7 protein-coding genes are annotated in these 11,389 nt (G+C 58.6%); all 7 read left to right on the plus strand.

Going from position 1 to position 11,389, the window contains the following annotated elements; translation table 11 throughout:
* Window positions 1-976: 976 nt before the first annotated feature.
* The 7 genes from cas7u (at window position 977) to cas2 (ending at window position 11,087) form a co-directional block, all read left to right on the plus strand.
* Window positions 977-2,212, plus strand: coding sequence for a type I-U CRISPR-associated protein Cas7 (gene cas7u / locus HS122_06705; GenBank protein ID MBE7538084.1), 1,236 nt, complete (start codon window positions 977-979; stop codon window positions 2,210-2,212).
* Window positions 2,209-3,696, plus strand: a complete 1,488-nt coding sequence (gene cas5u6u, locus HS122_06710) for a type I-U CRISPR-associated protein Cas5/Cas6 (protein MBE7538085.1) — start codon at window positions 2,209-2,211, stop codon at window positions 3,694-3,696. Before cas7u ends, cas5u6u begins: the two co-directional genes overlap by 4 nt.
* Window positions 3,693-6,752 carry a type I-U CRISPR-associated helicase/endonuclease Cas3 gene (gene cas3u, locus HS122_06715; protein MBE7538086.1) on the plus strand — a complete coding sequence of 1,020 codons (3,060 nt, stop codon included), beginning with the start codon at window positions 3,693-3,695 and terminating at the stop codon, window positions 6,750-6,752. The genes cas5u6u and cas3u overlap by 4 nt, the downstream gene beginning before the upstream one ends.
* The gene (locus HS122_06720) at window positions 6,749-7,846 is read left to right on the plus strand and encodes a hypothetical protein (GenBank protein ID MBE7538087.1); all 1,098 of its coding nucleotides are present in this window, start codon (window positions 6,749-6,751) and stop codon (window positions 7,844-7,846) included. Before cas3u ends, HS122_06720 begins: the two co-directional genes overlap by 4 nt.
* 406 nt (window positions 7,847-8,252) lie before the next feature.
* Complete coding sequence (locus HS122_06725) at window positions 8,253-8,675, plus strand: hypothetical protein (protein MBE7538088.1); 423 nt, start codon at window positions 8,253-8,255, stop codon at window positions 8,673-8,675.
* A 66-nt stretch (window positions 8,676-8,741) separates the two neighbouring features.
* Window positions 8,742-10,778: a CRISPR-associated endonuclease Cas1 gene (gene cas1, locus HS122_06730; protein ID MBE7538089.1), complete on the plus strand. Its 2,037-nt coding sequence runs from the start codon at window positions 8,742-8,744 to the stop codon at window positions 10,776-10,778.
* 15 nt (window positions 10,779-10,793) lie between these two features.
* Entirely contained in the window at window positions 10,794-11,087 is a 294-nt protein-coding gene (gene cas2, locus HS122_06735) for a CRISPR-associated endonuclease Cas2 (protein MBE7538090.1), read from the plus strand.
* The last annotated feature ends 302 nt before the right edge of the window (window positions 11,088-11,389 follow it).

An 11,389-nucleotide genomic window follows, 5' to 3' on the forward strand; every position in this document is an offset into this window, starting at 1 on the left:
CCCGTTTGCCACCCGAAGTGAAAGACGCTCTTCCTTCCTATGTGAATTACGCAGAGGTTATCTCTCGCTGGCGCTCTCTACCTCCCGAGCAGAAACGCACCCTCCGCTGGGCAGCCATCCCACGTCAGGTTGCCGCCAGCATGGCGTTCGAGGGCGAACCGGTTGACAACCAATGGCTGGAGACACAACACGCCCGCGCGACGCCACCCGCTGGATTGAAACCAGCCGGGGGGTTCTCAGCTACGCGCAACTAGCTCCCCTTCTCGCGGAGCGGGTGCTGCGTCTTCAGCAACTGCTTGAGGCCGGAGTTTTTTCGGAATGTCCGTTGGACGAGGATCTGATCCTCCGCCTGCACCTGGACTTCTGTGGCGATCTGGTGTCAATTCGTGCCAGACTCGGCCGTTTCGATCGCCAATGCGCGGTGACCAATCTCCACACGAATCGATCAAAGTTTTCCGACTCACCTGCAATGAAGCGATGGTTGATTCGGATCGCGCACCCACAATCAGTAATTCTTGCGAGCCACCTCCCGGACAGTCCCACGCAAAGCCCAATAGGCTCGCCAGAACGTAGTGCTCCCCGAGAAATACATCCAGCGGCTTCGTTTTCGCCTGCTGTATCTCATCCTGAGCTTCGGCCACCAGAAAATCCAACCGCCCCGCAGCCGCATCCGCTGCGATCTGCCAACCCCAAGCCCCTTCATATCGCTCGCGCAAGCGATCCACGGGTGCCAGGACCTCCGAATCCGGCAACCGCTGAATCGCCCCTTCTATTGCCTGAACCGTACTCATGTTTCCAATCCAGATTCAACAGACCTGGCGGCGATCCTAACCCAGCCTTGGAATTGCGTCGCCCAAACCACTCAATTTTCAGATCTGCGATCTGATTTCCACCCGCAATCAACACTCAAAAGTTGTCGTCAACAGAGCGAGCGAAGGCCGCAATTCTTCCCGCAATCAACCCAAAAAAACTAAGCATGAGCACAATTCCCACCGTCCTTACCTTGGACATCCTCAAAACCGCTGTGACCGACGGCTCCACCGCCATTCGAGCCCGCATTAACTACGAGCCTGCGGGTGGCAACGGTACGAAGGTTTTCCCGCCAACCTACGAGGGCGGAAAATACGCCTTGGAAGGGCACAATAAAGACGCTGCCACCGCATCTCGTGTACTGCTTGACTCTGTGCAAGCGCAAGCGAACCGCATGGAACTCGCACTCTTGGAGGCGAAACGTCGCGGCCAGATTTCGCTGCCGGTCATCACTACGAGAATCGAAGGCAACGGGCTCCTGAAGCAGTTCAGCGTTTCGAGTCTTGAGGCACCTCATCGCATCGCCGATGCGTTGCTGCGTGACAGCGTCACCAAGGAAGGCGTGAAGTTCCGAGATTCTGAGGCTGGCAAGTGCTTGGACAGCGTCGATCTCAAGAATGCTACCCCGCTTCTAAAGTACTGCCCCACCGCACTCGTTCTTGGGTTGTGGGACAGCACGGGGCCAAGAGGCGGACTTGGCGTAAAATTTGCCCGTGCTTTGGTCTCGGAGCTAGTAGCGCACACTGTACAGCTTGGAAAGAAAACCAGCAGCCGCATAGATCCTGCGGAAATCAGGAAAGACTCCGCCCTTATCTACGCGGCTCCAAATGGTGGGTGGACCTTGGAGGAGAAAGAAGCGCTTAAGGAAAAGGGTAAACCTGTGCTCTTGGGCAAAGATGGCAAACCATCCGAAGCCAACCACGGCAACGTCGTGCCGTCTATCGCTGACGGTGGCGTCATCTTTGAGACAGCCGAGCAAACGGTCGTGCTGTCTCTCACCGCACTCCGTCGACTTTGCTTTCCACTCGAAGCTGGCAAAGCTTCCGATGCAGCTACCGACGACAAGGCCCGCACGCTTCTAGCAGCGCTCGGTCTCTGTGCCGCTGTTCTTGCTGCCGAGCAGAACTCCGACCTCAGGTCTCGTTGCCAGCTTCATGCCACAGAATCGCCAGTGTGGGAGATTCTCACACCGGGCCAGCCGAGCAAACCCGACAAATCTGCCAAGTTATACACATTGAATCGGCAGCAAGCCTTGGATCTCTTCAAAGTAGCTCTCAAAGAGGCCACCAACGCGAAGCTCCCTTGGCATGAAGAAGAAATCTTTCTCCAGGCCTCTGCCCAACTCGTTGAACTCATCCGCCGCAGTCAGGCTCTCTCTGCAAAAACCTCTGCCGAATCATGACTACCATATGCGTTCGCTACCTCGTGGGGCGAGCGGTGGCAACGCATCCGAGCAGCTACGAACTGGCTGAATGGCCACCCCATCCCGACCGCCTCTTCATGGCCCTCGTCGCTGCTTGGGGTGAATCGCATCGTTCAACTTCGGCTGAAGCCGCGCTTCGCTGGCTGGAGCAGCAACCAGCGCCCAGCCTACATGCTGCCACCGAAGTCCATCGCCGCGATGTCGTCACCGTCTTTGTGCCAACCAACGACGCCAGTACGCCCAAGAAGGTCGACGACAAGACCTCGGACAGTGTTGTCGAAGATGGCCTTACAGTACTTCCTGAGAAACGCGGCAAGCAGCCACGCTTCTTTCCCGTAGTGCGCCCACTGCCCGCGCCCGATGGAACAGACTCTACCATCGTTGCCTTTGTCTGGCAAACTGATCCATCCCTCGACAATCGCAGCGCACTAGCCGATCTTTGCCGCCAAGTCACCTATCTCGGCCACTCCTCATCACTAGTCGAGTGCTGGCTCTCAGACAACGTGCCCGATCAAGCGGAAAACCTGCCGCGTTGGAAACCAGGCTCCACTAAGCTTGCCGCTAGTCGTCTTCGCATTCCAAGTGCCGGCCGTTTCGACGAACTCGAGCGCCTTTTTGTTCAAAACCTCCGCCCTAAGCCCTCCATGTGGGCCCCATACGAACTGGACGCCAAAGCTGAGCCGCCCGATCCAAACTACCGCACTGTATTTTCCGCCGATCTCGTCATCCTCCGCCAGACTGGTGGCCGTCGCTTCGGACTGGAAAGCACCGTCCAGCTCACACGCGCCTTGCGCGACACTCTCATGGCCTTGTGTCCCGAGCAGCCCGCACCCGAATGGCTCTCCGGCCACAGCCAGTCAGGACAGCCAACAGAACGCGTGCATGTCGCTTTCATGCCTCTGGCAAATGTCGGTCACTCTCACGGCGATGGCCGCATCATGGGCTTCGCCCTCGCATTGCCCTCTGACCTGCAAACGACATTGCTCCACTCCATCCTTTTCGACGGTGTCGAGTCTCGTATCATCAATCTCACGCTGGGAAAAATTGGTGACATGCAGCTCGAACTCGCTGAGGAAGCGCGTCCGCAGACGTTGCTCCCGAAGCCTTGGACTCAACCCAGCAAACGATGGGCCACTGTCACACCCATGTCATTTGACCGGCACCCCAAGGGAAAAGGTGACGCCGCCTTCGATGATATTGAATCCATGGTGATCCAAGCCTGTGAACACATCGGCCTACCACGAAACATAATCCGCTCTGTAAACATCATGCCCGTCTCCGCACATCAGGGCAGTCCATCGAATCGCGGCTTTCCCTGTCTTCAACGCAAATCCGGCGGCAACATCCACCACAGCCATGTCGCTATCACATTCACGGAGGCGGTCTCGGGACCCCTCATGCTCGGCGCAGGTCGATATCGAGGCTATGGTCTGTTTCGCCCACTCATGGAAGCTTTCTCATGAGTACGCTAAACGCAGACAAGTTCAGCGAGTTCTTCCATGCCGTGCATGGCAACGATCCCTTTCCTTGGCAAAATCGACTCTTACGACGGGTGCTGGACGCTCGCAAAGGCTGGCCCCAGGCGATTACCCTGCCTACTGCCAGCGGCAAGACGTCTTGCATCGATATCGCTCTCTTTGCTCTTGCTGTGCAAGCAGACCTCCCTCCAGAGAGCCGCACGGCACCGCGCCGCATCGCCTTCGTCGTGGATCGCCGCATTATTGTCGATGAGGCCAGCGCCCGGGCAAAGAAGATCGCTGATGCTCTCGCGAAGAATTCCAATCCAATCATCCAGGATGTGTCTAGGCGCTTGTTCATGCTCGCCGGAGACTCAGCCGAAGCTGCCATCCGAATAGTCGCGCTTCGCGGTGGAGTATACCGTGATCAAGTTTGGAGCACCAACCCACTGCAACCTCTCGTTCTCTGTTCGACCGTAGATCAGCTCGGATCACGCCTCCTTTTCCGCGCCTACGGAGCAAGTTCGGGTGCTTGGCCCATCCACGCCGGACTCGTCGGCAATGACACGCTTGTCCTCTTGGATGAAGCCCATATCGCCGAACCCTTCCTCCAGACCGCCAACGCCATTTCTCACTATCGCAGCCATGCCCAACAGGCAATTCCTGCGCCATTCCGCTTCGTCGTCATGTCAGCCACGCCACCAGAGGCTTGCACCGACCGCTTTCCAGCTACTGACACCGAACTAGACCCTGACCGCAATCACAAGCTCCTAGGCGCACGCTGGTCCGCTACCAAACCAACAATCCTCTCCGTCGCTGACGGCACAAGACCAACTGACTTTGTAGGTAAATTGGCCGACAAGCTCGTTAAAGAAGCCAAGAAGCTCCAGACCGACGACCGCCGCACCATCGCCATTGTCGTCAACCGCGTCGCCACCGCCCAGAAGGTCGCCGAGCTGCTCAAGGGGACACCTCACCTCCTCCTCACCGGCCGGATGCGACCATATGACCGAGATCGCATTGTCGCCAAGGCTGAGACGGACTATAGTTTGAGCACCAATGGTGCAGCCAAAAACCCAGATCGCCCCCCTGTATTCATCGTTGCCACCCAGTGCCTCGAAGTAGGCGCTGACATGGACTTCGACGGCATCGTCAGTGAATGCGCCAGCCTCGACTCGCTTCGTCAACGCTTCGGCCGTCTCAATCGTGGTGGGCGCACAATTCAGGCTCGTGGCACCATCGTGATTCGCGCCGATCAGATCACCGCGCCGAGCGATGAAAAGAATCTTGATCCAGTCTATGGCCGCGCGCTCTTCGAAACCTGGGCTTGGCTAAACACTTTCCCACCTGACCAACTCGACTTCGGTATCGAAGCCCTTCAGCCTCATCTAGCCGCTCTTGAATCCACCGCAGCCGCCAAACTCCGTTTGGAGCCTCGCGATGCGCCGGTGATGCTCCCATCCCACCTCGAAGCTTGGAGCCAAACTGCTCCCAAACCCCATTGCGAGCCTGAGCCTAGCCTCTTTCTTCACGGCAAGAATACAAGCGCTCCCGAGATCAGCCTCTGCTGGCGTCTCGATATCGCAGAGTCGGACAAAGAAGATGCTCTCTTCGACCACCTCTCGCTTTGCCCTCCTGCCTCAGCCGAATGCCTAAGCGTCCCGCTCTGGGCGCTGCGGCAGTGGCTCGCCAGTTCGAATTCCGAACAAACAGCCAAGGTTCTCGCGTTGGAAAGCGATGACTCTTCCTCTGAACCAGATATCAAACAGCCAGACTCCGAGGTTTCGCTATTTGCCATCTGCTGGCGCGGCCTATCCACGGAGAAGTCCGAGCCGGAGGATCAAAGCTTCATCCTCACTAGCAGCGATCATCTTGGTCGACTAAGGCGAGGTGACACCCTCATCTTCAGCGACTATCGCAGCGCCCGCTTCTGGCTCGGCCCAGACATCGCCGGCAAGGACAGTCCAAGCTCTTACCTGGACATCGGCGACCGCGTTCAGCACATCGTTCGAGCCCGTCCAACATTGAGGTTTCACAAGGCACTGATCGCTCACTGGCCCATACCAGCCACTGGCGCTACTGACGAACTAGATTGGAAAAACCTTCTGCAACCTTGGCTGGAAGCTGAGTCAATCGGACCTCATCTCGAAGAACTCGGCATGGCCAAAGTCCGGCTCCAAACCATACTAAGGAATCTGCAAACCTGCGCCCAGGAAAGCCAGGAGCACTCCTGGCTCATGCACACCTGCGCCGCCCTGCACAAGGAGATCAGCGATCAGCGGCGGCTTGAGCGAGCAATCCATCAGCCCTTGCCTAGTGCTGGTTTTGTCCTTCGGAGCACCTCCCGATACCGACTCACAGCCGAGTCAGAAGAAGATCCAGTCGCCGAGGACAGCTTCAGCAGCTCCCGCAGTACTCAGCCTGTCCTTCTCAGCACACACAGCCAAGCCGTCGCTGCTCGCGCCACCCAGCACGCCACTGCCGCCGGATTACCTGAGTCCATAATCCGTGCATTTCACCTAGCCGGAGTCCTGCACGATGCCGGCAAGGCCGACCCACGATTTCAAGCCATGCTGATTGCAAGCTCACCCGGATACATCCCCGCGGCAAACGAGTTCCTAGCCAAGTCTGCCCGCTTACCTTCAAACCGACGTCAGGCCGAAGCCCAGCGTAAAGCTGCAGGCTATCCCAAAGGAGGGCGTCATGAACTCCTCAGTATTCGCCTGGCTGAAAGCGTCAAAGCTTTGTGGCAGGACATCGACGAGCAAGATCTTGTCTTCCACCTGATCGCCAGCCACCACGGCCATTGTCGACCTTTCGCCCCGGTTATTGATGACTCTGAAGGAAGCAGCCTCACTGTCACCTTTCCCTGCGGCGAGCATCGGCTCACCTACACCGCTGCCACCAGCCTTGAGAGCCTCGACAGCGGCATCAGCGAGCGCTTTTGGCGACTCCAAGCCCGCTTCGGCCCTTGGGGTCTCGCTTGGCTCGAAGCGCTTTTCCGCACAGCGGATCAACAGATAAGCGCCAGCGTGCCAATCACAATAGCTCCGCCAGCATGAATGCCCACACCCTTCAACTCGTTGGCCTCGAAGGCAGCAACAGCGTTGGTTACTTGGCGGCCCTCGGCACTCTTCGCCTCCTCGCTCACCATCATGCCGACTTGACGCCTAAGCTTTCTTGGAATCCCCGTACTCAGAAGGCTATTCTTCACACCACACGCGCTGTCAGTGAAGTCGACCTCGTAGATTACATTTATGCCGCTCTCATCGGCGGTCCGTCCAATCCCGCCGCAGGCATTACCGCTCGCAAACTACTCTACACCCGTTCTGAACAGATCGAGACCAGTCGCAAGCAACTGAGAAAGGACAAAAGCCTCACCAGGTTCGATCTTAAAAACCGCGAAACTGCTCTCGATGCAGAACTCGAAAACCTGCGTCAGCGCTGGCTCGAATATGCCGCTCCACACCTTAACTACGGTGCCGACACGAAATTCAAAGTCTCCGAATGGCGCAATTGGGAGCTGCGTGCCCAAGCCACAGCCCACCAGCAGCCATTTCACGTTGCCACGCTTTCCGCCCTCTGCAGCAGCGCTTGTCAGGACGATGATGGCCAAGCCGAAGACACTGCTTTCCGCACGGTGCGCGGCGCAGGCCACCAGCACTTTCTCGGTATCATGGCAAACCAGCTGAGCACGCTCACGCCGGAACACATCAACAAGACGCTTTTCGCCCCATGGGCCTACGACGACCCCACTGAAGCTCTCAGCCTCCGCTGGGATCCGCTCGACGATGTCCGCTACGCCCTTCGTTGGCGCGATCCCAGCGGCGATCCCCTGCGAAAGACGCAAGGCGGCATGATTGGAGCAGGTGCCCTCGCTGTCGCAGGCCTGCCACTCCATCCGGTCCATCCCCGCCAATCTGGCCTACGCACCATTGGTTTCTCGGAAATCGAGAGAGCCGTTACTTGGACTTGGCCGCTTTGGCATCCCCCCATTGATCTCTCCACAGCCCGAAGTGTCATCGCCCTGGCCGAAAATCAAAAAGAGAAGCCAGACCACAGTCAGCTCCAGCCACGCGGCATCTTCCGCCTCTACCGCTGCGAGCGCTTCACGCAAGGAAAGTTCCGTAACTTTACTCCCGCCGTAGCAGTCTAGAGCATTTTACCACGGCCCATCCCCTCTCCTCTGGGGACTAACCCGACTTCCGCTACTGGAACTCGAAAACAAGAATTTTCGGGGGAACCTGATGTCCAAGTTGCTGGTACATCGTAACCGCATTTTGAAAAGTGCGTGTAGTGGCGACCAACCCTTCAAAAATTTTAGCAATCTGATACTATTTCCGTAGTGTCGTCGCATCTTCACGGGAGTCACCTCTCACTACGAGATTGGAGGCGTTTTCCAAACTTCAGGACTGTGTAGTGGCGACCTTTTCTCGCAACGTTCTTACAATCAACGCATGGACCTTCGAAGAAATCGCCAGTAGCGGAAGTCGGGCTAACACACTTTTCTGCTGCAACAGCCCACGCTTGCCTGCATCGCGATACCCCCACAAACTCTGCCCATGCGGGAATTTCACTTCCTGGTCGAGCACGACGACTTCTCTGCTGAACTTCTCGTCGGCGGCGAGATTTCGCTCTACTCCCTCGCCCTGCTCATAAACAAGGCGGTTCGTTTCGAGTTCGAATTCGACGACTCTTTCGAGTTCTGCGACAACCTCAAGCAGCCCTTCCGCAGCAAGGAACGCTACTCGCTTCTCGCCGACATGGATGAGGTCGATGACGGCAGTCTTGGCGTGCAGGAAACCAGCATTGCGGATGTTTTCCGGCCGCGACGGAAAATGATCTACCACTGCGAATTCGGCACAGACTGGTACTTTCTCGTGACCTGCACCGCCATCAAGGAATCCACCGCCAAACGATCCTTCAAGAAGATCGTCTCCACCAGCGGCACCCCGCCCGAGCAGTATCCTGAGGACTTCGGATGAGGCCCTGAACCCGCCGCTCATCCGGATCTCAAGTCTCATATTCTGGATCCCTAGCCCGCGGCGGTCATGAGCCACTCGTCCGACGTCACTCACGACCTCCTGCCGGCCCGGATGCTCAACGAGTTCGTCTACTGCCCGCGGCTCTTCTACTACGAGCACGTCGAGGGCGTTTTTCTGCACAATGCGGACACGAAGAAGGGCGCCTCCGAGCATCGTCGCGTCGATGGCGGAAAGGGGGAACTGCCCAAATCCAAGAAGGCCGGCGGCAGCACCGACAAAGCGGACTCCGACAGCAACGTTGCTGATGCCAGCGAAGGGGAGCCTGCGCCGGTTCAAGACCAGGCCAGCCCCACCGCGCCGGATTTGGCGTCGGAGGTGATCCACGCCCGCTCGGTCATGCTGGGATCGGAAACCCTGGGCGTTGTCGCCAAGCTCGATCTCATCGAAGTCACGGTCGAGGGCGACACCGGCACTTCACCCGGAGGTGTCCGCTCGGTCTGCCCCGTCGAATACAAAACCGGCGCGCCTCGCGAGGGCGAATCCGGCAACTCGCTGTGGGACCCCGATCGCATGCAGCTCGGACTCCAGATCCTGCTGCTGCGCGAAAACGGCTACTCGTGCAGCGAGGGTGTCGTATACTATCGACAGACCCGGCAGCGGGTTCGATTTGAACTGACTCCCGACGACGAGGACTGGATCCGCCGCTCCATCGTTTCCGCGCGGATCTGCGCGGGCGGTCCGATTCCTCCCCCCCTCGACCATTCCCCCAAATGCCCGCGATGCTCGCTCTCGCCCGTCTGCATGCCGGACGAAACGCACTTCCTGCATCAAATGGCGCCGGACGACGAACTGCCTGCCGCGGAGCTGCAGCTTGCGCTTCCGGGTCTGGGCGACGGCGCTCTCGCGCTCGACGACTCCAGAGTTGCGCAACTCGCCGATTCCTTCAGCACCGACGACGCGGTCTGGGAGCAGCTCCCCGAGCCACGCCTGCCCCGCCCGGCCATCGAGGGCGAGGTACGCCGGCTGGTCGCCCCCGATGTCGACACCAAGGTCCTGTACGTCAACACGCCGGGAGTCAGCGTGACCAAGAAGGGGGAAACCGTCGTGGTGAAGGAGAAGGGCGAAGCCATCTCCGAATTTCGCATCAAGGATCTGCATCATGTCGCCATCTTCGGTTCAGCGCAGATTTCGACCGCGCTCATCCAGACGCTCTGCGAGGCGGAAATCCCCGTGTCCTATTTCTCCATGGGAGGCTGGTTCTACGGACTCACCCGCGGCCATGGCCTCACGAATGTCTTCACGCGAATCAAGCAATTCGCCCGCGCCGCAGAGCCACAGCATTCACTGATTCTTGCCCGCCTCTTCATCTACGGAAAGATCCGCAATCAGCGCACGCTCCTCATGCGCAACCATGTCGAGCCGCCGCCCCTGGCCTTGCGGGCGCTCAAGTACGCCCAAAGCGCGGCGCTGTCCGCCCCCAGCCACGCCACGCTGCTCGGAATCGAGGGCGCGGCGGCATTGGTGTACTTCCGGAATTTTCACGGCATGATCAAGGCCGGCCACGACGACGACGAAATCCCTGGTCTCGAGGACGATGAATCCGAGAGACAACTCGGGACCCAGGCCCTTTTCCGATTCGACTTCAAGACCCGCAGCCGAAGGCCGCCCCGGGATCCCGTCAACGCGCTCCTCTCCCTCGCCTACAGTCTGCTCTCTCGCGACTGCACCGTGGCGGCGCTGGCCGTGGGCTTCGATCCCTACATCGGACTGTATCACCGCCCGCGCCACGGCCGGCCCGCGCTCGCACTGGACGTGATGGAGGAGTTTCGTCCCCTCATTTCCGACTCCGCAGTGCTGAGCGCCATCAACACGCGCATGCTGGGTCCCTCCGATTTCGTACAGGCGGGAGACGCCGTGAATCTCACCCCGCTGGGAAGGCGGCGATTCTTTCAGGCTTATGAGAAACGGATGAGCGATACGATCACCCATCCGCTTTTCGACTACAAAGTCAGCTACCGACGCGCCATCGAACTCCAGTTCCGCCTGCTTGCGCGAACACTGACAGGCGAGATTGAGCGCTACCTGCCATTCACCACCCGCTGAGCAAGGAGGCGACCCGTGAGCCGCACCAACTACATTGTCACTTACGACATCTGCGACCCCAAGCGCCTGCGAAAAGTCTTCAAGGCCTGCAAGGATTACGGGCTGCACCTCCAGCTCTCGGTGTTTGAGTGCGACCTCACGGCGGCGGAGAAGATCGATTTTGAAAGCCGACTGAGAGGCCTGATCGACCGGGACAAGGACCAGATCCTCTTCATCGCGCTCGGCCCCTCGGAAAGTCGCGGCGAACGGGTGATCACGGCCATCGGTCAGGCCTACATTCGCCTCGATCCCCCCTGCTTCGTCGCCTAGAAACATGCCTCTAAGACACGGTTTCCGCGCGCGTCTTCAACCAACACCCGATTCTTGTTCTTTGAAAGTCCCACGCGAGCGGCAGGATGATGCGGACATCCTGACCCCCACTCGAAGATTGAAAGCCAATGCTTTAGGGCCCGCCCGTTCGAATGCACCCGAACCTGACCAACCCCCATGAAGGCACCGCTCGATTTCGTATTGAATTGCCACACCCCTTCAGGCAGTTAGGAAAGAGTTGTCTCCGCGCACTCGAGTGCGCGGCTCCGTTGAAGCTTGCCAGGTTGGTGTGGGGAGAAAAT

It is taken from the genome of Opitutaceae bacterium, from assembly GCA_015075305.1.
Classification (GTDB): Bacteria; Verrucomicrobiota; Verrucomicrobiia; order Opitutales; family Opitutaceae; genus UBA6669.